At 59.9% G+C, this 19,752-nt stretch carries 22 protein-coding genes; 7 read left to right on the top strand and 15 right to left on the bottom strand.

Going from position 1 to position 19,752, the window contains the following annotated elements:
- Positions 1-14 precede the first annotated feature (14 nt).
- Positions 15-644: a 23S rRNA (uridine(2552)-2'-O)-methyltransferase RlmE gene (rlmE, locus tag MM194_RS17480; protein ID WP_241344270.1), complete on the bottom strand. Its 630-nt coding sequence runs from the start codon at positions 642-644 to the stop codon at positions 15-17.
- 97 nt (positions 645-741) lie between these two features.
- Between rlmE and yhbY the strand changes: the two genes are divergently transcribed.
- Together yhbY and MM194_RS17470 are read left to right on the top strand one after the other, a co-directional pair.
- Positions 742-1,038: a ribosome assembly RNA-binding protein YhbY gene (gene yhbY, locus MM194_RS17475; protein WP_033131603.1), complete on the top strand. Its 297-nt coding sequence runs from the start codon at positions 742-744 to the stop codon at positions 1,036-1,038.
- 105 nt (positions 1,039-1,143) lie between these two features.
- Complete coding sequence (locus MM194_RS17470; RefSeq protein ID WP_241344269.1) at positions 1,144-1,737, top strand: PilZ domain-containing protein; 594 nt, start codon at positions 1,144-1,146, stop codon at positions 1,735-1,737.
- Positions 1,738-1,787: 50 nt separating this feature from the next.
- On the opposite strand, the gene greA is transcribed toward MM194_RS17470, so the two are convergent.
- The 3 genes from greA to MM194_RS17455 all read right to left on the bottom strand — a co-directional run bounded on the left by greA (position 1,788) and on the right by MM194_RS17455 (position 3,262).
- The gene (gene greA, locus MM194_RS17465; RefSeq protein WP_033131601.1) at positions 1,788-2,264 is read right to left on the bottom strand and encodes a transcription elongation factor GreA; all 477 of its coding nucleotides are present in this window, start codon (positions 2,262-2,264) and stop codon (positions 1,788-1,790) included.
- Positions 2,265-2,647: 383 nt separating this feature from the next.
- On the bottom strand, positions 2,648-3,025 hold the full coding sequence (locus MM194_RS17460) for a PRC-barrel domain-containing protein (RefSeq protein WP_241344268.1): 378 nt from the start codon (positions 3,023-3,025) through the stop codon (positions 2,648-2,650).
- A gap of 78 nt (positions 3,026-3,103) precedes the next feature.
- Positions 3,104-3,262, bottom strand: coding sequence for a hypothetical protein (locus tag MM194_RS17455; RefSeq protein WP_193354279.1), 159 nt, complete (start codon positions 3,260-3,262; stop codon positions 3,104-3,106).
- A gap of 370 nt (positions 3,263-3,632) precedes the next feature.
- Between MM194_RS17455 and MM194_RS17450 the strand changes: the two genes are divergently transcribed.
- Together MM194_RS17450 and MM194_RS17445 are read left to right on the top strand one after the other, a co-directional pair.
- Positions 3,633-4,139 carry a YetF domain-containing protein gene (locus MM194_RS17450; protein ID WP_033131599.1) on the top strand — a complete coding sequence of 169 codons (507 nt, stop codon included), beginning with the start codon at positions 3,633-3,635 and terminating at the stop codon, positions 4,137-4,139.
- A 490-nt stretch (positions 4,140-4,629) separates the two neighbouring features.
- Entirely contained in the window at positions 4,630-4,779 is a 150-nt protein-coding gene (locus MM194_RS17445) for a hypothetical protein (RefSeq protein ID WP_161785839.1), read from the top strand.
- A gap of 217 nt (positions 4,780-4,996) precedes the next feature.
- Here the strand turns inward: MM194_RS17445 and MM194_RS17440 are convergent, their stop codons facing one another.
- Together MM194_RS17440 and pomA are read right to left on the bottom strand one after the other, a co-directional pair.
- Complete coding sequence (locus MM194_RS17440) at positions 4,997-5,884, bottom strand: flagellar motor protein MotB (protein WP_033131598.1); 888 nt, start codon at positions 5,882-5,884, stop codon at positions 4,997-4,999.
- An 8-nt stretch (positions 5,885-5,892) separates the two neighbouring features.
- Positions 5,893-6,651, bottom strand: a complete 759-nt coding sequence (pomA, locus tag MM194_RS17435; protein ID WP_241344267.1) for a flagellar motor protein PomA — start codon at positions 6,649-6,651, stop codon at positions 5,893-5,895.
- A 234-nt stretch (positions 6,652-6,885) separates the two neighbouring features.
- Here pomA and xseB point away from each other — a divergent pair, with 234 nt between their 5' ends.
- From xseB to dxs, 3 genes are read left to right on the top strand one after another with little or no spacing between them, the layout of a single operon-like run.
- Positions 6,886-7,137: an exodeoxyribonuclease VII small subunit gene (xseB, locus tag MM194_RS17430; RefSeq protein ID WP_033131616.1), complete on the top strand. Its 252-nt coding sequence runs from the start codon at positions 6,886-6,888 to the stop codon at positions 7,135-7,137.
- Entirely contained in the window at positions 7,138-8,028 is an 891-nt protein-coding gene (gene ispA, locus MM194_RS17425) for a (2E,6E)-farnesyl diphosphate synthase (RefSeq protein ID WP_033131596.1), read from the top strand.
- A gap of 21 nt (positions 8,029-8,049) precedes the next feature.
- Positions 8,050-9,930: a 1-deoxy-D-xylulose-5-phosphate synthase gene (dxs, locus tag MM194_RS17420; RefSeq protein WP_033131595.1), complete on the top strand. Its 1,881-nt coding sequence runs from the start codon at positions 8,050-8,052 to the stop codon at positions 9,928-9,930.
- A gap of 78 nt (positions 9,931-10,008) precedes the next feature.
- On the opposite strand, the gene MM194_RS17415 is transcribed toward dxs, so the two are convergent.
- The 9 genes from MM194_RS17415 to ribBA form a co-directional block, all read right to left on the bottom strand.
- Complete coding sequence (locus MM194_RS17415) at positions 10,009-10,950, bottom strand: ABC transporter permease (protein ID WP_033131594.1); 942 nt, start codon at positions 10,948-10,950, stop codon at positions 10,009-10,011.
- A 2-nt stretch (positions 10,951-10,952) separates the two neighbouring features.
- The gene (locus MM194_RS17410) at positions 10,953-11,927 is read right to left on the bottom strand and encodes an ABC transporter permease (protein ID WP_033131593.1); all 975 of its coding nucleotides are present in this window, start codon (positions 11,925-11,927) and stop codon (positions 10,953-10,955) included.
- 97 nt (positions 11,928-12,024) lie between these two features.
- A complete protein-coding gene (locus tag MM194_RS17405) occupies positions 12,025-13,581 on the bottom strand; it encodes an ABC transporter substrate-binding protein (RefSeq protein ID WP_241344266.1) in 1,557 nt (518 codons plus the stop codon).
- A gap of 71 nt (positions 13,582-13,652) precedes the next feature.
- Complete coding sequence (locus tag MM194_RS17400; RefSeq protein WP_033132383.1) at positions 13,653-15,377, bottom strand: ABC transporter ATP-binding protein; 1,725 nt, start codon at positions 15,375-15,377, stop codon at positions 13,653-13,655.
- 700 nt (positions 15,378-16,077) lie between these two features.
- Entirely contained in the window at positions 16,078-16,572 is a 495-nt protein-coding gene (locus tag MM194_RS17395) for a phosphatidylglycerophosphatase A (RefSeq protein ID WP_241344265.1), read from the bottom strand.
- Positions 16,569-17,528, bottom strand: coding sequence for a thiamine-phosphate kinase (thiL, locus tag MM194_RS17390; protein ID WP_033132385.1), 960 nt, complete (start codon positions 17,526-17,528; stop codon positions 16,569-16,571). Before thiL ends, MM194_RS17395 begins: the two co-directional genes overlap by 4 nt.
- 56 nt (positions 17,529-17,584) lie before the next feature.
- Positions 17,585-17,998, bottom strand: a complete 414-nt coding sequence (nusB, locus tag MM194_RS17385; RefSeq protein WP_033132386.1) for a transcription antitermination factor NusB — start codon at positions 17,996-17,998, stop codon at positions 17,585-17,587.
- 4 nt (positions 17,999-18,002) lie between these two features.
- Positions 18,003-18,473: a 6,7-dimethyl-8-ribityllumazine synthase gene (gene ribE, locus MM194_RS17380; protein ID WP_033132387.1), complete on the bottom strand. Its 471-nt coding sequence runs from the start codon at positions 18,471-18,473 to the stop codon at positions 18,003-18,005.
- A 131-nt stretch (positions 18,474-18,604) separates the two neighbouring features.
- The gene (gene ribBA, locus MM194_RS17375; protein WP_241344264.1) at positions 18,605-19,714 is read right to left on the bottom strand and encodes a bifunctional 3,4-dihydroxy-2-butanone-4-phosphate synthase/GTP cyclohydrolase II; all 1,110 of its coding nucleotides are present in this window, start codon (positions 19,712-19,714) and stop codon (positions 18,605-18,607) included.
- Between the last annotated feature and the right edge of the window lie 38 nt (positions 19,715-19,752).

Genomic DNA, 19,752 nt, shown 5'->3' with positions numbered 1-19,752 from the left:
TGAGGGTTAGGGTACTACAGTTTAAAACCGGTAGCCACAATGTAGACTTCTCGTGAACGGGCACGGGAGGAGTCTGGTTTACGTATCTTGACGGCAGAAAAAAGTTTACGAATTTCATTGAGATAGGCATCAAAACCCTCTCCCTGGAACACCTTGACCACGAAACTGCCGTTGGTACGCAGGACCTGATTGCACATGTCCAGCGCCAGCTCGATAAGGTACATGGAGCGTGCCTGGTCCACCTGCGGGGTACCGCTCATGTTGGGCGCCATGTCAGACATGACGACATCAACCTTGTCCGGGCCCACCCGTGCCAGCAAGGCGCCGAGCACAGTTTCCTCCCGAAAGTCCCCCTGCAGGAAATCGACACCGGCGATGGAATCCATCGGCAGAATATCGCATGCGATCACCCGCCCGTTGTCACCCACCTGATTGATGGCAAACTGGGACCAGCCACCGGGGGCCGCCCCCAGATCCACCACCGTCATGCCCGGTTTGAGCAACTTGTCCTTGCCCTGGATCTCGTCGATCTTGAACACGGCGCGGGAACGCAGTCCCAACTTCTGGGCTTTTTTGACGTAATGATCGTCAAAATGTTCTTTTAACCAGCGGCTTGAACTGGGGGAATGCTTTTTCTGGGTCATGATTGTCGACTTTAAAAAACCACAAGGGTTATTAGTATTAAGGGCTAAGTGGGGGTAGAATACGCCCCTTTCAACCCTGACTTATGAAGAAATTGCCATGATTCTCAACAATAAACAGAAACAGTACCTCAAGGGCCTCGCCCACAGCCTGAAGCCGGTTGTCCTGCTGGGACAGCACGGTCTGACTGAAGGTGTGCTGGCCGAGATCGATCTGGCGCTGAACCACCACGAGCTTATCAAGGTGAAGGTGTCGTCTGAAGATCGTGAGATGAAACAGCTGGTGATGGATGCCATCGTCCGTGAGACCGGCGCCATCAAGGTACAGAGCATGGGCCACGTGCTGACCATCTATCGTCAGGCCAGCGAACCCAAAATCCAATTACCGCGCAAGTAACAGGAAAGAGCATTCGCTCTTTCCTTCATTTCTCTTCTTCCCAAGTCGCTTGCCAAAATAGTCGTCAGGCCCTTAACCTGCGATGAATACTTGCGGACATCCACGATGGACAAGCATCACATTCTCACCGAAGAAGAGCTGGCCATGCTGCGGGACTTGGGAGGCGCCGAGGACCTGGCTGCCAGCCAATTTCTGCGCGGTTATCTGAACCTCCCCCTGCTCAGCCTGCTGCAACAGGCCGATCCCCTGATACTCGAGGCCCGCATCGCCGGCCATCAGCTGCGCTTCCCGCTGTCTTGCACCGATGCGGCGGAAGGCCATGTCGAGCTGCGCATCGCCGCCCCCACCATCACCGAGCTCGGTCACCCTCATCTGCGCGCCTGGCGACTCGATGAGAAAGCCAGCCTGCAGACGGCCGACGCCGACTATGTGGTGCACAGCCTGTCGCTGGGCGGCCTCATCGTTGAAGGCCTGCCGCCAGCCTTGGCCAAGGGCGATCCGCTAAGCGGAACGCTCTGTATCGAGGGGCTGTCCCCCTTGCCGCTGACCGGCACCCTGATCAGGCGCATCCGCTCACGCAAACAGCAGCATGACTGGGCCCTGCAGTTTCAACTAGAGACAACGGAGCGGGAACTGTTTCGTGACTGGCTGTTCCAGCGTCACCAGGATGCCTTCATTCAGGAATATCAATCGGACTAAATACAACAGGGGAGCCGGGCTCCCCTGTCTCGTCTGTCAGTCCCGCTCCATCAGAGATAGGCGACTTCCAGGATCTCGTACTCCACATCCCCGCCCGGCGTCTTGACGATGGCCACATCGTCCACTTCCTTGCCGATCAGGGCGCGGGCGATGGGAGAGTTTACGGAGATCATGTTCTGTTTGATGTCCGCCTCGTCGTCACCCACGATGCGGTACACCACTTCTTCTTCCGTCTCGCTTTTCAGCAGGGTCACGGTGGCACCGAAGATAACCCGGCCGTTGTTGGTGATCTTGGTGATGTCGATCACTTGGGCATTGGAGAGCTTGCTCTCAATTTCCTGGATGCGGCCCTCACAAAAGCCCTGCTGCTCGCGAGCGGCATGATATTCGGCGTTTTCTTTCAGATCACCATGTTCACGGGCATCAGCAATCGCTTCGATAATCTGGGGACGCAGCTCGCTCTTCAGATAGTCGAGCTCTTGGCGCAGCTTTTCGGCGCCGCGAACAGTCATCGGAGTATGATTCATAGTCGAAACCTGGGTTGCTTTATAAAGAGAAGCTGCGGCAATCAGGAAGAGCCGCAGCTATCGGTTCAGATGGCGCATCTTAATATGAAGCCGCCACAAAATCCATGTCAGCCCCTGCGAGCGGGATCGCGCTTTGAACGACCAAAGGCTGCCGGGGTGCTGAAGAAAATCGAGAGGATGAGGCGAGCAGAGGCAGCCACGGCGACCTTGACCCTGGCTGCAATATTTTCGTTTTGGTTGTCTGATCAGGCTCACCACCGCATCGAGCCTCGTCTTGCCTAAGCGGCATCCTGTTTAGAGATTCGTTTCCGCACCTTGCTGGCGATCATCGGCCGAAGGGATTCAAAGGGCACTTTGACATCAAACCAGCTGGCAAAACCATCTCAGTATCTGGTGTCGTAATAGCTGTAGATACTCTTTTCCCAAGAGGTATCGGCCATGTTGGCCCAGTTGTCTCGATCAAAACCCGGGGCATTCTTCATGCGTTCCTCTGTGGTATCCATGATGAAACGCTTGTTTTCAGTATCGACCTTCAGGGCGCTCCAGGGCACGGCAAACAGCTTCTCGCCGAGACTGAGGAAACCGCCGAAGGAGAGCACGGCATAGCACACCTTGCCGTTTTCGATATCCAGCATGAGCTCCTTGATACTGCCCAGCTTTTCACCTCTCGGGTCGTACACATCGTCGCCACTGAGCGTGCTGGCGCTGAGTACTCTTGACCCAAGCCGGCGACCGGTCTTGGTTGGAATGATATTGTTCATTTGATGCTCCTGACATTGTTGGAAGAAGGACGAAGGGGAAAAGAGCGTTGGCAGAAAGTTAACCAACGCGGTAACGATTTATTTCCCCTTTCTGGCATCCTTGCGTTCTTCATTTCGATCGTCGGAGGCAGCCTGGCGTTTGCCGACGGACGTTGGAATCGCGCCCTTTGATTCCTTGTCGTCCTTGCCCTTGCCTCTGGTCTCTTCAGTACGCCCCTTGAGTTGGTCCTTGTTCATGGTGAACTCCTGGTAGTGAGTTGGATGAAGGTGCGAGCACCGACAATGGGATCCCGCACCAGCCATCGTGAGAATAAGCCGCGCACAACAGGGGGGTCTGTACGTTGACCCACATAGATAACGGACCCGGCAAGTTCGCCATTCTGTGGGCCCGACCCGAAGAGATACCCACCTATCGGGAGAGCCCTTCCGTTCGCCATCGCACAGATCAAGGCCCACCAGGATTGATACCGTCGGGAGAGGTTCCTCGTAACCGGTCGACTCGTTGAGCGATGCCGCGGGCTGCATTCACAAAGACCGCACACATCGGGTGCAGGCAGTGCCTCTCTCCCGTCCGGTCCTGCTGGGCACACCAACCCGGGCCACAGCTATGTTCGACCTTGACGTGAACGGCATATTTTTCTTCACGGTGTCACCGCTACAACTGATGCTGCGGGGGACCTTGATCTATTGGTTCCTGTTCGTAGTCCTGCGATTCGTGCTGAGGCGAGACATCGGCACTCTTGGGCTCAGCGACTTTCTGTTTGTGGCGATCCTCGGTGACGCGGCGCAGAACGCGATGATCGGCAGCGCCACCTCGACCACAGACGGCATGGTGCTTATCGCAACCCTGGTGTTCTGGAGCTACCTGCTGGACTTCCTGAGCTTCCACTTTCCGGCAGTCCGCCGCTTCACGTCGGCACAGCGCATATGCCTGGTCCGCGACGGCAAGATGCTGAGGCGGAACATGCGCCGCGAGTTCATTACCGAGGAAGAGTTGAGCGCGAAGATCCGCCAGGAGGGCATCGATGACATCGCGCGGGTCAAGCACATGTATCTCGAGGGCGATGGCGAGATCAGCCTGATCAAGCAGGAGGGGAGCGAGCCTCCCCAATGAGGACAGGGGTTGTATGCGCCATCGCACCGACACAACCACTGCGTCAACATACCGTGCAGATCATGCCTTAGTGATGAAACGAGGCGTTTTCCAGATCCTCGGCGTCGGGCAAGCCCGATCCGGACATGGTGCAGGCCAACACGGGAAGGATCGGTAATGGGGCGACAGCCGTCATCGCAGCCACCGGCAAGCATCGTCATCCGGCACGTGGACTGACCCTCCTCGTATCCGAGAAGAAGTCAGTGCATAGCGCCGACGTCGAGGCGAATCGGCCGGATTCGCCTCTCGTGGACCCTTAAGGAACGAGATCATGAACCGGGGAGCCCAACAGCCCGTCGCGGCAGGCTCTGGAGCCTCGCCCACTCTCCTTATCGCCACAACCCCCCTGATCCCGAGCATCCACATTGCACCGGCGGAGGGGTGGGCACCTGGCGCGATACTGATGGCCGCCCCGGCACACACGTGACCGCCTTCGCCCGAGGACTGGATCATGTATTTGCTGCCCAGTGGCGATGTTCTGGTGGCGGAGACCAATGCCCCGCCAGACCGGAGAGGCCAAGGGGATCAAAAGTGGGTGATGGGGCTGCTCATGAAGCAGGCGGGCGCGGCCACAAAAAGCGCCAATCGCATCGCGCTGTAGCGTGATGGCGATGGCGTGGCGGATCTGGTTCTGTCCTGATGACAGGCTTGAACTCGCCTTTTGGCATGTCACTGGTGGGGAGTTTTCTCTACGTCGCCAATACCGATGCGGTGGTGCGGTTTGCCTATCGACCCGGTGATACCCATATTGCAACGCCCGTCACCACTGTGGTGGCCCTGCCAGCGGGCCCCATCAATCATCACCGGACTGGTAAAAACTACTTGGGCTCAACAACCCCGATCGGGGCCGATACCGTCGGTTTGCCCTGCATGATGGCGATCTCCACCCGTCGGTTCATGCGCCTATTCTCAGGGCTGTTGTTCGGCGCGAGCGGCAGAGAATCCGCCATGCCCTGCACCACCAGCCGGTTGCCGTCGAAGCCGGGCACCTTGATCATCTGGTGGGCCACCGCCACCGCCCGCTGGGATGACAGCTCCCAGTTGGACTGGAACAGCTCGTCTTCGGGCGCCGCATCGTCGGTGTGACCGGAGACGGTGATCTCCCCCGGCACATCCTTGAGCAGGGCCGCCACCTTGCGGATCACCGGCCAGAACTGGGGTTGCAGGAAGGCAGAGCCAGCCGGAAACGCTGCTTTTTCTCGAATACGAATGATGATCTGCTGCCCCAGCGCCTCTATCTCCAGGGTCCCGTCCTGGATCTGGGCTCGCATCTGCTCGGCCAACTCCCTGGCCAGGGCGCTGGGCTGCGCCTGCTGGACGGGCTGCGCACTCTCGCCGCCGCTCAGTTTGCCATCCGGCCGCTCTTTTCCGCCGGTCTGCTCGGCGTCACCGGACTGAAAATCCAGCTCGGTCTCGGTCAGATCGACGGTCTGCTGCATGATGGTGTCGATGGGCGTCGGCTCGGGCCGACCCGGTCTGAACTCCTGGGCGATGACCGAGGTCCCCTTGGGGATGTCTTTGACCTCCAGGATGTGCTGCACCCCGAATGCCTTCTCCATGGAGCCGGCGATCTGCTTGAACTTCTGCACATCCATCTCGGCGAAGGAGAGCAGCAGCACGAAGAAGCACATCAACAGCGACATCAGATCGGCGAAAGTCCCCATGTAACCGGGCAGGCCGGGAGGCGGACACTTGCACTTTGACATGTGGCCTCCTATGCGAGTCCGTTGTTGCGTTTGGACTGATGCAGATAGTTTTGCAACATGGCCTGGATCACCCGGGGGTTTTGCCCATCCTGAATGCCCATGATGGCGTCCAGCACCAGGGTACGGCTCAGCTGCTCCTCGCCGCTGCGCAGCTCCAGCTTGTCGGCGATGGGGATGGCAATCATGTTGGCCTGGATGGCGCCATACAGGGTGGTCAGCAGGGCCACCGCCATGGCCGGGCCGATGGACTTGGGATCGCTCATGTTGGCCAGCATGGCCACCAGTCCTACAAGGGTGCCTATCATGCCCATGGCGGGGCCGAGATCGCCAAGGGCGCGAAACACCTTGATGGCGATGACATGGCGCTCGGCGGTGAGTTCGATGTCTTTCTCCATCACGGCTCGCACCACGTCCCCCTCATGGCCATCTACCAGCATGTCGATCCCCTTCTTCATGAAGGGGTTGGGGATATCCGCCGCTTCGAGGGCCAGAAAGCCCCCCTTGCGCGCCGCATCCGCCAGCTCGACCGCCTTGGCGATCAGATCGTCGAGCTTGTCGCCCTTGTACATGAAGGCCTTGCCCGCCACCTTGAATGCCATCAGAAACTGGCTGAGATTGAACTTCATCATGGCGATGAAAAGCGAACCCAGGATGGTGATATAGACCGAGGGCATATCGACATACATGCTGACAGGGCCCCCCAACGACATGCCGTACACCACGACCCCAAATCCCACCACTATGCCTATCAGACTGCCTAAATCCACAACCCTGCTCCTGTCACCGAACTCGTCATTTATTTATACTTTGTTGAATTTTCTGCTATTGCCCCCCTGGCGGCAAGCCTGACCTGCCTCAATCGCCACCAAATCAATGCTGGTGGATGGCCGCAGTGTATCGACCGGGGCTCCGATAGTTTGAGGCGGGTGCACTTTTCTGCCTCCCCCCTGTGGCCGGTCGATGTTAAGATGAGCCGTTTTTTTCAATCCCCGAGGATGGACATGGCCAGTAAAAAGATCGACCGTCTGAGTTTTGATGCCACCCTGGAAGAGCTGGAGACCATAGTGCATCAGCTCGAACAGGGCTCACTCCCCCTCGAGGAGGCACTCAAACAGTTCGAACAAGGCATCCACCTGGTGCGCGCCGGCCAGCAGAAGCTGGAGCAGGCCGAGCAGAAGATCCAGATCCTGCTGACCCAGGCCGATGGCAGTGAACAAGCGGTTCCTTTTCGGCCAGAGCAAGGAGAGGAGTGAGTGACGCTGGACGATTTTTCCCGCCTGCACCGGCGCCGTATCGACGACTGCCTCTCGGCACAGCTTGAGGCCCTGCCCGCCCTGGCCCCTCGCCTGCGGGACGCCATGAGTTATGGTTTGCTGCTCGGCGGCAAGCGGGTGCGCCCCTTCCTGGTCTATGCCGTTGGCGAGATGCTGGGGGTGCAAAGCGAGTATCTCGACGGACCGGCTGCCGCGGTGGAGTGCATTCACGCCTACTCCCTGCTGCACGACGATCTGCCCGCCATGGACAACGACGACCTGCGTCGCGGTCAACCGACAGTGCACAAGGCGTTTGATGAAGGTACCGCCATCCTGGCCGGCGATGCCCTGCAAACATTGGCGTTTTCGATCCTGGCCGACCATCCCCTCCCCCAGGAGCTGATGACCAACAGAGTCAAGATGCTGAGCACCCTGGCCCGCGCCTCGGGGTACCTCGGCATGTGCGGCGGTCAGGCACTGGATCTGGAGGCCGAGAGCCGCCAAATCAGCCTCGCCGAGCTGGAACAGGTGCACCGCCACAAGACCGGCGCCCTCATCGAGTGCGCCGTCACCCTGGGCGCCCTGTGCAAGGCGGATGTGGAGGCCGACACCCTGGCCGCCCTGCAAACCTATGCCGCCGCCATCGGGTTGGCCTTCCAGGTGCAGGATGACATCCTCGACATCACCGGCGATACCGCCACCCTCGGCAAGCCGCAAGGTTCGGATCTGGCGCAGCAAAAGAGTACCTATCCGGCCCTGCTCGGACTCGACAATGCCCGTGAGCTGGCTCGCGAACTGCATGACAAGGCCTTAACAGCCCTGCAATCCTTGCCCTACAATACCGACATTCTGGAAGCGTTTGCCGATTACATCATCGAGCGAACCCACTAAACGCTGGATAACAGTAACAATATGAGCGTTGATATAAGCGATTTCCCCAACCTGGCCCTCGCGGACACGCCGGTCGAGTTGCGATCCCTGCCAAAAGAGCGGCTGCCCGTGCTGTGCAACGAGTTGCGCGAGTATCTGCTGCGCTCGGTGAGCCGCTCCAGCGGCCACTTCGCCTCCGGCCTCGGCACCGTCGAGCTGACGGTGGCGCTGCACTACGTCTACAACACCCCCTTCGATCGGCTGGTGTGGGACGTGGGCCATCAGGCCTATCCCCACAAGATCCTGACCGGTCGGCGCGAGCGTATTCACACCATTCGCCAGAAAGACGGTCTGCACCCCTTCCCCTGGCGTGACGAAAGTGAATATGACGTGCTCTCCGTCGGTCACTCCAGCACCTCCATCGGGGCGGCGCTCGGCATGGCCGTTGCCGCCGAGAGCGAAGGGCTGGGCCGCAAGGTGGTGGCCGTCATCGGCGATGGCGCCATCACCGCCGGCATGGCCTTCGAGGCGCTCAATCACGCCGGCGATGTCCACAAGGACATGCTGGTGGTGCTCAATGACAACGAGATGTCCATCTCCGAGAACGTCGGGGCACTGAACAATCACCTGGCCCGACTGATGTCCGGCAAGCTCTACACCACCATCCGCGAAGGCGGCAAGAAGGTGCTGGCGGGTCTACCCCCGGTCAAGGAGCTGGCCAAGCGGGCGGAGGAGCACCTCAAGGGCATGGTGGTGCCCGGCACCCTGTTCGAGGAGTTCGGCTTCAACTACATAGGCCCCATCGACGGCCACGATATCCACGCCCTGGTCGAGACACTGCGCAACATGCGCAACCTCAAGGGGCCTCAGTTGCTGCACATCAAGACCAAGAAGGGCAAGGGTTACGAGCCCGCCGAGAAGGATCCCATCGGTTATCACGCCGTGCCCAAGTTCAACCCGGACGACTGTGCCTTGCCCAAGAGCGCCGGCGGCAAGCCGACCTTCTCCGCCATCTTCGGTCAGTGGCTGTGCGACATGGCCGCCAAGGATGAGCGGCTGGTCGGCATCACCCCCGCCATGCGCGAGGGCTCCGGCCTGGTCAAGTTCAGTCAGCAATACCCGGATCGCTACTTCGACGTGGCCATCGCCGAGCAGCACGCGGTCACCTTCGCCGCTGGCCTCGCCATCGCCGGCCAGAAGCCGGTGGTGGCCATCTACTCCAGCTTCCTGCAACGGGCCTATGACCAGCTGATCCACGACGTGGCGCTGCAACAACTGCCGGTACTGTTCGCCATCGACCGCGCCGGGCTGGTGGGGGCTGACGGCCCCACCCATCAGGGGGCATTCGACATCAGCTTCCTGCGCACCGTGCCGAACATGGTGGTGATGACCCCGTCCGATGAGAACGAGTGCCGCCAGATGCTCTACACCGGCTACCAGCACAACGGACCGGCTGCGGTGCGCTATCCCCGCGGCAGCGGCTGCGGCACCGAGATCATGAGCGAGATGACTGCGCTGACACTCGGCAAGGGACGCATAGTACGCGAAAGAAAGGGGAGTGAGTGCAAGGGCACCGCCATACTGGCGTTCGGCACCCTGCTGCATCAGGCCAAGGCCGCCGCCGAGGCGCTGGACGCCACCCTGGTGGACATGCGCTTCGTCAAACCCATGGACGAGGCACTGGTGCTCTCCCTGGCCGCCACCCACGATCAGTTCGTCACTCTGGAAGACAACGCCATCATGGGCGGGGCCGGCTCCGCGGTGAACGAGCTGCTGATGCGCGCCAAGCAGTGCAAGCCGGTGCTGAACCTGGGCCTGCCCGATCGCTTCATCGAGCAGGGTACCCAGGAGGAGATCTACGCCGTGCTGGGGCTCGATGGCGCGGGTATCCTCGCCAGCATCCAGGCTTGGCAACAAGCCTGACGAGAGCAACTGCGAGCAATAAAGAAGGGCGCCTTATGGCGCCCTTCTTGTTTCACATCTCTGCGGGTTACCCCGTTGTTACCCCTTGTAGATCTTGGGGTTGAACACATCCTGCAACCAGTCGCCCAAGAGGTTGATGACCAACACCAGCACCACCAGACAGAGGCCGGGGAAAGCGGTGATCCACCAGGAGCCGGAGAAGATGTAGTTGAAGCCCACGCTGATGAGCGAGCCGAGCGACGGCTGATCCACCGGCATGCCGAGCCCCAGGAAGGAGAGCGCGGCCTCACTCATGATGGCGTTCGCCACCTGCACGGTGGAGATGACCAGGATGGGGGACAGGCAGTTCGGCAAGATGTGGCGGAACATGATGCGCGGGGCACGGAACCCCATCACCTTGGCCGCTTCCACATACTCCTTCTTCTTCTCCGCCAGCACGGAGGCGCGTACGGTACGGGCGTACTGCGGCCACTCGGCGATGCCGATGATCACCACCAGCATCACGATGGCGAACTCGGAATAGAGCTCGGAGCCAAAGCTCGCCTGGAAGATGGCGGAGATGATGATCGCCACCATCATGGTGGAGAACGACAGCTGCACGTCGGCAAAGCGCATCAGCAAGTTGTCGATGCGGCCACCGACGTAACCGGCAATCAGCCCGATGACGATACCGAGGAACAGCTGCAGCGCCACCGCAAACAGACCTATGGTCAGCGAGATGCGGGCACCGTAGAGAATGGTGCTCCAGATGTCACGACCCTGGTTGTCGGTGCCGAGCCAGAAGCGAGCCTCGCCCCCTTCCAGCCAGGAGGGGGGCAGCTCGGCATCCATCAGATCGAAGCTGGTCTGGTCGTAGACGTTGTGCGGCGCCAGCCAGGGTGCCAGCAGCGCGGCCAGCACGAACACCACGAATACGACGAAGCTGAACATGGCTACCTTGTCCCGCAGGAAGTAGTAGACGATGTCAGAGTTTTTAAAGCGCGCCCAGCGGCTCGGGCTTGCAGTCACAGCGTTAGTCATGCTTACCCCTTGGCAGTCAGGTTAACGGTCGGGTTGATGAGCCCGTAGAGCAGGTCGACCAGGGTATTGGTCACCACGAAGATCAGGCCGACGAAGATGACGTAGGCGGTGATCAGCGGCGTATCGACCCGGTGGATCGCCTCGAGGAACAGGAAGCCCGTTCCCGGCCACTGGAACACGCTCTCGGTCAGAATGGTGTAGGCCACCATGGTGCCGATCTGCACGCCGCCGACGGTGATCACCGGCAGCATGGTGTTCTTGAGCGCGTGGCTGTAATAGACCTTGTTGTTGTCCAGTCCCTTGGCGCGGGCAAACTTGACGTACTCGGCGCCGAGTTGCTCCAGCATCTCGGAGCGCACCAGCCGGATGAACAGCGGCAGCATGATGGAGGAGAGCGATACCGCGGGCAGGATCAGGTGTTTGATGCCATCCCAGGTGAAGAAGCCCGACTCCCAGCCCAGCAGGTTGCGGGTCTCGCCACGGCCATAGGCCGGCAGCCAGCCAAGCTGGATGGAGAACAGATACATCAGCATGATGGCGGTCAAGAACACCGGGATCGAGATACCGATGCTGCTCACCGCCATGATGAGCTTGGTCAGTATGCTGCGCGGTCTGATCGCCGAATACACCCCCAGCGGAATGGAGACGACGACGATGATGACTGCGGCAGCAAACACCAGCTCAAGGGTCGCTACCAGCTTGTCGAGGATCACCTCGAGAGCGGGTCGCTTGAAGAAGTAGGAGGTGCCCAGATCCCCGTGTACCGCGTTCTGCAAGAAGCGGCTGTATTTCACCAGGAAGGGATCGTTGAGACCCATCTTTTCGCGTAATTCATGGCGCACAGACTCGGAGACGGATTGTCCCACCAGCTCGCGCAGCGGATCCCCCAGGTTGTCCTGGATGGAGAAGGCGACCAGGCTGATGACGAACATCACTATCACGGCCTGATAGAACCGTTTCAGCAGGAATGTAAACATGCTTGTCCTTCTACGTGGCCTGTGTCGTGGCACAGGCTTCTGTTAATGGTGGGGGCAGCCATGGCCGCCCCCACCGGGTCCTTCCTTAGCGCTTCTCTTACTTGTTGACCACCAGGTCACCCAGGTAAGGGAAGTTCATCACGTTGACGATCGGCTTGATGTCGACATTCTTCTTGGCGCCATAGGCCAGATCTTCCCAATGCAACGGCACGTAGGCAGCGTCGTCGATCAGCATGGCTTCCACCTTCTGCAGGATGGCGGCACGCTTGGCCGGATCCGTCTCGGTGTTCGCTTCCATCACCATCTTGTCAGCCTCTGCGTTGGCATAACCGCCGCAGTTGTACTGGCCCATGCCGGTCTTGGCATCCTTGGTGAAGGTCAGGAACTCGAAGAAGTTCGCACTGTCTTCGGTGTCGGAGTGCCAGCCGATCAGCTGCATGTCGGCGGCGCACTTGTCAAACTCGGGCCAGTACTGGGCCACCGGCATGGTCTTCAGATCGACCTTGATGTTGATCTTGGACAGCATGGCGGAGACCGCCTGGGCGATCTTGACGTCGTTGACGTAGCGGGCAGCCGGGGAGATGAAGCTCATCTTGAAGCCCTTCTCGAAGCCGGCTTCCTTCATCAGTTCCTTGGCCTTGGCCAGATCATACTGGGGCTTGAGCGCCTCATTGTAACCGGCATAGCCTTTCGGGCTCAGCTGGCCAGCGGGGGTACCGAAGCCTTTGTTGATCTTGTCGACGATGCCCACCTGGTTGATGGCGTAGTTGATCGCCTGACGCACGCGCTTGTCTTTCAGCGCCGGGTTGGTGTTCTGGTTCAGCTCGATGATGATGGCGCGGGTACCGGACAGGGTCACCAGCTGGGAATCCTTGCCATTCTTCACGCGCTCCAGATCGTTCGGGGCAACCGGGTAGATCATGTCAACGTCACCACCCAGCAGGGCGGCTACGCGGGTCGCATCTTCCTTGATCGGCACCACGGTCAGGTTCTGAACGTTGCCCTTGGAAGCCTTGTCCCAGTAGTTGGCGTTACGGGTGTACTCGAGCTTGACGCCCTGCTCGCGGAACTTGACGCTGAACGGACCGGTTCCGGAGACGTGGGTGGAGGCATAGGAGTCGCCGTTCTTGACAATGGCGGCCTTGTCTTTGCCGGCGTCATCCTTGCCGCTGTAGAACTTGGAGTCCATCGGGAAGATGTAGGTGACGGTCTGCAGTACCAGCGGGAACGGCTTGGCGGTGACGAGATCGACGGTAAAATCATCGACCTTCTTCGCTTCGGTGATGGGGTCGAAGATCGCCTTGAAGTCCGGGGAGGCTTTCAGGCGGTTGACGGTCCAGACCACGTCGTCGGCGGTGAACGCGTTACCGGAATGGAACTTGACGCCCTTGCGCAGGTGGAAGCGGACGGTCTTGTCGTCGATGCGCTCAAACTTCTCGGCCAGACGCGGCTCGAATTGCAGATCCTGGGTGTAACGCATCAGGGGATCGAACACCAGGTGAGACATCTCCAGGGTCTGACCGGAGAGCTGCTCCTGCGGGTCCAGCGAGGTGGCATCGGAGGCGACGGCCACCTTGATGTCGGCGGCAGAGACGTTAAATGCGAAACCAGCGGCGAACAGCGCCATGGCAATCTTTGATAATCCTTTCTTCATGTCTTTCTCCATGCTTTTGGCTTTTTTATTGACACTATTGATGACAAACAGACCGGCGAGCCGGCGCTTTCCTAACTTGCGATTTCCAGCCCCTCGCGGGACATTCCCTTAAACTCCGGCATCAGCGAGATCAGCTTGCGGCTGTACTCATGCTCGGCATTGGTAAAGAGTTTCTCGGTCTCGGCCACTTCCACCAGATGACCGTGATGCATCACCCCGATGCGATCGCACATCTGGCGAATGACCGGCAAGTCGTGGCTGATAAACAACATGGTGAGCCCAAGCTCCTGCTGCAAATCCTTGAGCAGGTTGAGGATCTGGGCCTGTACCGAGACATCCAGCGCCGAGGTCGGCTCGTCGCAGATGAGGAAACGCGGCCGGGTCGCCAGGGCACGGGCAATGGAGATGCGCTGGCGCTGACCACCGGAGAACTCGTGGGGATACTTGACTCCGGCACCGCGGCCGAGGCCGACGTGATCGAGCAAGTCGCTCACTATCCCCTGGATCTGGCTCTCGCTGCTGGCGAGTTTATGGAAGCGAATGGGCTCTGCGATGATGTCACGCACCTTCATGCGCGGGTTCATCGAGGAGTAAGGGTTCTGGAACACCATCTGCATCTGGCGGCGCAGCGGGCGACGCTCGTGTTCCCCTTTCAGGGCAGTCAGATCAATCCCCTCGAACACGATTTTGCCGGTATCGGGCGGATAGAGGCCGGTGATGGCGCGGGCTATGGTGGACTTGCCGGAACCCGACTCCCCCACCAGACCGAAGGTCTCCCCTTCGAAGATCTCGAAGCTGACGTTGTTGCAGGCACGCACGTACTGGCGACGGCTCGGGAACAGGGAGTTCTTGGTGACAAACTTCAGATCCACGTTCTCCACCCGCAGCAGCGCCCCTTCATAGCTGCGCTGATCCTGACTCTGGCCGAGCCAGTGGGTCTTGAGGTCGATACTGGTGTCCGGCGCGCTCGCGTCTTCGATATAGGAAACCAGCGGGAAACGCACCAGCTTGACGTCCGAGCGGGGCACCGCCGAGATGAGGCTGCGGGTATAGGGGTGACTGGGGCGACCCAGCACCTGTTCGGTGGTACCGAACTCCACCAGATCGCCGCGATACATCACCGCCACCTTGTCGGTGACGTTGGAGACGACCCCCATGTCGTGGGTCACCAGCATGCAACCCACCTGACGCTCCTTGCACAGGTTGCGGATGAGTTGCAGGATCTGGTCCTGGATGGAGACGTCCAGCGCCGTGGTCGGCTCATCGGCGATGATGAGCTCGGGATCCCCCGACAGGGCGATGGCGATGACCACCCGCTGGCGCATGCCGCCGGAGAATTGATAGGGATATTGCTTGATGCGCAATTCCGGTTGCGGAATGCCGACCGCGCTCATCAGCTCGAGCGCCTTGGCGAAGGCGGCCTCGCGATTGAGGTCGGTATTGGCCAGGATGGTCTCCACCAGCTGCCGTTCGACGGTGAACAGCGGGTTGAGGGAGGTCATGGGATCCTGGAAGATGAAGCCGATACGGGAGCCGCGGATGGCCCGCATCTCGTTTTGGCTCTTGCCGGAGATCAGCTCACCATTGAGGTAGATGTCGCCACGGGCGATGCGGCCGGGCGGGCTCAACAGATCGATGACGGCATTGCCGATGGTGGATTTGCCGGCGCCTGATTCACCGACCACCCCGACGATCTCCCCCTTTTCCACAGAAAAAGAGAGATCCTTCACCGCGGCCAGCACCCCATAGCGGGAGGGGTACTCGATCCGCAAGTTTTTCACTTCGAGCAAGGACATGGTTACCTCTGCGGGGGACATCCGTCCCAAATAATTCGTCCGTAAATCAGCCGCAGATGCTGGTGGTGCCTTGGGTCGTTGATATTGAGTGTTTAGCGAGTAAGAAACGCTCAATCCATGAGGCAGCGAAACCAGCAATCCGGGCGGGTTTTTTGCATTTTTTTGGAATAACCCGCGAGTAAGTTAGTCGGTTTGCCCGCGGGTGTAAATGATCCAGTTATACAATTTCGCAATGTTTTGCGCAGATAACGCACACTTCAATGGCGTAAAATGTCGACTAAAATCACATTAGCAGATGTTGTGACGGTAACGCGAGCAGTTACCATATTTAAATTTCAACAATAGCTTAACAAGCAATCAGATCAACTATTCCATTTCGCCTGTCGAGCTTCGAATGAGTAGTGAATATTTATGTAAAATGATTTTTTAACGGCAGCATATCTGGATGAAGGAAAAATAAGCAGAGGTAAATAGGGAAAAATCAGAATGATCCGCCAGTGACGGGGGCGGCCATGGGGGGCAGTCAGGGGTAAAATTGCATACAAAACAGTGCGGGTCCGCCAAAAGGTCGGACCTGCACTCCATCTGAGGGCATTATTTTATCCCGCCGGCCAGTCGCTGCATGCAGGACGGGGTGAATAACCCAGCGATCGGCTAGATAGCCGGACATGACATCCGGCCTGACCCAAGGCGGTAAGACTCAGCCTATCCAGCCGGCCAGCAACTGCATGCACAGCAGGGCGAACAGGCCGGCGATCAGATCGTCGAGCATGATGCCCAGGCCGCCGTGGATGCGGCGATCGAACCAGGAGATGGGCCAGGGCTTGAGCACATCGAACAGCCGGAACAGCACGAAACCGGCCAGCACCCACTCCCAGCCGGTGGGGGCCGCTATCATGGTCACCCCGAAGCCAATCACCTCGTCCCAGACGATGGCACCGTGATCCGGCATGCCGATGGCATCGGTGGCGCCCTGGCAGATCCAGATCCCCGCCACTAAGCCCAGCGCCAGCAAGGCGACAAACCAGGGGGTAGAAAGGCCGCTCACCAGCAGGTAGAGCGGAATGGCGACTAAGGTCCCCATGGTGCCCGGCGCCTTGGGAGAGAGGCCGGCACCAAAGCCCACCGCCAGCAGGTGGCGCGGGTTCCTCAGGTTCAGCCGTTTCAACTCGGGCTTTATCATAAACAAGCTCATGCGAAGTGATCCCATCCCTTGAGTTCAAGCTCCACCGCTTGCTCGCCCCGCACATAGTCGATGCCGGGCTCGCCAGCCAGGATCCGGCCGATGCGGGTGAACTTGACGCCGCAGTTCGCCAGCGCCGTGTCCAGCGCGCCGTGATGCTCCTGTGGCACGGTGAAGCAGAGCTCGTAGTCATCGCCCCCCGCCAGCGCCAGCTGCCAGGCATCCCGTTCGGGCACCGCATCCTGCAACACGGGGGAGAGCGGCAGCAGACCGAGATCGATCTGCGCCCGCACGCCGGAGGCCTTGAGGATGTGGCCAAGATCCGAGGCCAGACCATCGGAGAGATCCAGCGCACTGCCCGCCAGCCCGCGCAGGGCCTGGCCAGCCAGGATGCGGGGATGGGGATGATCGAGGCGCGGCAGCACCGCGGCCAGTTGGTTCTCGTTGAGGCTGCGCTTGCCCAGCAGATGGGAGAGCGCCAGGGCGGCGTCCCCCAGGGTGCCGGTCACATAGATGCCGTCGCCGGCCTTGGCGCCGCTGCGCAGCAGGGCGCGCCCGGTCGGCACCGAGCCCTTCACCGAGACGGTGATGGAGAGCGGGCCGCGGGTCATGTCCCCCCCCACCAGGGCCACGTTGTAGTACTCGGCAAGCTCGAGGAAGCCCTCGGCAAAGCCGGCGACCCAGGCCTCGTTGATGGCCGGCAGGGTCAGCGCCATCGAGACCCAGCGCGGCTCGGCCCCCATGGCAGCGAGATCGGACAGATTGACCGCCAGCGCCTTGTAGCCGAGATCCACCGGATCCATGTCGGGAAAGAAATGCACGCCGCTCACCAGGGTATCGGTGCTCACCGCCAGCTGGGTATCGGCAGGCAGGGTCAGCAGGGCGCAGTCATCTCCAGGGCCCATCACCACGTCCTTGCGGGCGTGGGGGACCTTGAAGTACTTCTCAATCAGCTCAAATTCACCCATACAGTAAAAAGCCAGCATTTAGCTGGCTCCTCTCTTAATGCGGATGGACGACGGGATCAACGCTTCGGCAGCGTCTTGATCACCTTGTCCAGTACACCGTTGACAAACTTGTGGCTGTCATCGGCGGCGAAGGCTTTGGCCAGCTCGATCGCTTCGTTGATCACCACGCGCGGCGGCACATCATCACGACGGGTCAGCTCGTAGGTCGCCAGACGCAGGATCGCCTTGTCCACCATGTCCACTTCGTCCAGCGGACGGGAGAGGAAAGGAGAAAACACCTTGTCCAGCTCGCTGCAGTGGAGGGCTACCCCGAACAGCAGATCGCGGAAATAGCTCAGGTCCACACCCTTGGTGTCCTGATCGATCTTGAACTGCTCTTCGATGTCGCCCACGTTAGCCTTGGTCATCTGCCACTGGTAGATGGCCTGGGTGGCGCAATGACGGGCCTTACGGCGCTCAGACGGTTTCAATGTATTATTCCTCAAGCAGTTTCAGTACGTTGATCATTTCGAGCGCACTCAGTGCAGCCTCTGCACCCTTGTTACCCGCCTTGGTACCGGCGCGCTCGATGGCTTGTTCGATGTTTTCGGTGGTCAGCACGCCGAAGGCAACGGGAATTTCATATTCCATCATTACTTGGGCCAGACCCTTGCCGTTCTCGCTCGCCACCAGTTCGAAGTGGTAGGTACCACCACGGATGACGGTGCCGAGGGCGACGATGGCATCGTATTGACCACTCTTGGCCAGCTTCTTGGCTGCCAAGGGGATTTCGACGGCACCCGGCACGCGCACCAGGGTCAGATTGCTGTCCTGCACCTGGCCTTGACGCTTGAGCACGTCCAGTGCGCCGTTCACCAGGCTGTCATTGATGAAGCTGTTGAAACGGGCAACGACAATAGCAACACGCGCCTCGGGAGCCGCGATATTTCCTTCGATAATCTTCATTGGAAATCCTGTCTCTGTGCAATCAAAAAGGGCCGGGGTCAAAAGTGCGCACATTCTAGCACAACAGACCCACGACAAAAACCATGCCCGCACAGGGCGAGCATGGTGACTTGTTCATTCATCCGCGGGGTTTATTCGCCGACGTATTCCACGACCTCGAGACCGAAGCCACCGAGGGCGTGATATTTCTTGGGCGAGCTCAACAGCCGCATCTTGCCAACCCCCAGAGTCTTGAGGATCTGGGAGCCCACGCCGACCCGGCGCGAGGTACCCTGCCACTTGGCCCCTTCCGGTTGCAGTCCCTTGTCGGCGGCTTCAAACGCCTTGACCCGGGCCAGCAGCTCGTTGCCGCTGGCTTCCGCCCCCAGGATCACCAGCACGCCGCCCTCTTCGGCGATGCGCGCCATGGACTTGGGCAGCGGCCAGCTGCGGGCACTGTGACGGTCGGTGTGCAGCAGATCGCTCAGCACGTCGTGCAGATGCACTCGCACCAGGGCCGGCTTGTCGGCCTGGATCTCACCCTTCCTCAGGGCGAAGTGCACCTGATTGTCGATGGTGTCGCGGAAGGTGATGAGGTCGAATTCGCCGTATTCGGTGGGCAGCTTGCACTCGGCCACCTTTTCGACCGTGGTCTCGTGCTGGTTGCGGTACTCGATAAGATCCGCAATGGTGCCGAGCTTGATGCCGTGCTGTTCCGCGAAGATCTCCAGATCCGGGCGACGCGCCATGGAGCCGTCTTCGTTGAGGATCTCGACGATGACGGAGGCCGCCTCATGACCCGCAAGCCGGGCCAGATCGCAGCCCGCCTCGGTGTGGCCGGCACGGGTCAGCACGCCGCCATCCTGCGCCATCAGCGGGAAGATGTGGCCAGGCTGCACCAGATCCGCAGCCTTGGCGTTCGGCGCCACCGCGGCTTGCACGGTGACGGCGCGATCGGCGGCGGAGATGCCGGTGGTCACCCCTTCGGCCGCCTCTATGGTGACGGTGAAGGCGGTGGAGAACTGGGCGTTGTTGCGGTCTACCATCAGCGGCAGCGCCAGCTGCTTGCAGCGATCCCGGGTCAGGGTCAGGCAGATCAACCCACGGCCGTAACGGGCCATGAAATTGATGTCTTCCGGCCGGACACAGGAGGCGGCCATGATGAGGTCCCCTTCATTCTCCCTGTCTTCGTCATCCATCAGGATCACCATCTTGCCAGCCTTGATATCGGCAATGATTTCCTGGGTTGTGCTCAGCGCCATGGGCTACTCCATCAACATGCTTCGGGGATTGAGCCCGT

Source organism: Aeromonas sp. MR16, assembly GCF_022549315.1.
In the GTDB taxonomy this organism is placed as follows: Bacteria; Pseudomonadota; Gammaproteobacteria; order Enterobacterales; family Aeromonadaceae; genus Aeromonas; species Aeromonas aquatica.
The sequence above is the reverse complement of the archived record's forward strand: the minus strand, read 5'-3'. Positions and strand labels throughout refer to the sequence as shown.